The 782-nt window shown below is 37.7% G+C and carries 1 protein-coding gene; it reads right to left on the reverse strand.

The window, feature by feature from the left end:
* Positions 1-70: 70 nt before the first annotated feature.
* Positions 71-556 (reverse strand): VF530 family DNA-binding protein, encoded by a 486-nt coding sequence (locus tag Q0791_RS24925; protein WP_299011956.1) that lies wholly within the window; start codon positions 554-556, stop codon positions 71-73.
* Positions 557-782 lie beyond the last annotated feature (226 nt).

The following is a 782-nucleotide window of genomic DNA, read 5'->3' on the forward strand; positions in this document are numbered from 1 at the left end:
AATTTTATTTAATTTGCTGATATTAAATGAATTTCATAATATTGTTGACACTCATTATCCCGAGTTCAGGTTATTTACCCCAAGGATTGTTGGGATCTTGTGAGGCCTTAGGGCGGTTATCGCGCTTCTTAGCGGTATTGAATGAAGCTTTTTGCCCTTTGTTAAAACCGTTTGAGTCCTTTTTCTTGCTCATGGCTTTATAATCGGCTTCGGCCTTTGCGCGCATTTCAGCCACTAACTCTAATGTTAACACTTGTGGTTTACGGGGCATAATGCCATTGGCAAAACCACGCTCACGAGGTTTGAGTTTAAATTGCCCCGCATTGGCTTTTGGCATACGTTTGAAGCGATAAAGGTAAAAATTCTCTACTCGTTCTCTGGCCCATTCTGTTTTTTTTAAAAATTTGATACATCCAGCCAAGTTAGGGTTGTGATTAAAACATTCTAAACGCAGAGCGGCATATAAAATTTTCCAATCGTAAAAGTCGACTAACTCTGTGATCATAGTCTCAAGTTTTAAACCATGTAATGGATTATTTTGTTGTAGTTCGCTCATCAGTTTTCCTAATACCGCTAATAAAGTGTCAAGCTTAACTTATTGAAAAGTTGAATGCTTAGAAAGTAGCTTCTCATAACATTGCTTGCCTATTTTCATGTTATGGAAATATACCTGCGCATCTTGAAGTGACACAAGAATATATTGATTTATACCCGTGACTGAGGGATCCCCACTTTTCTGGCTCATAAACAATGAATACTGATTGTGAAGTGAGCCAAGTTAT

This window comes from uncultured Shewanella sp. (assembly GCF_947495455.1).
Lineage (GTDB): Bacteria > Pseudomonadota > Gammaproteobacteria > Enterobacterales > Shewanellaceae > Shewanella.

Excerpts from the sequence above, each read along its gene's own strand:
- Q0791_RS24925 (WP_299011956.1), bottom strand. The coding sequence starts at position 556 with ATGAGCGAACTACAACAAAATAATCCATTACATGGTTTAAAACTTGAG.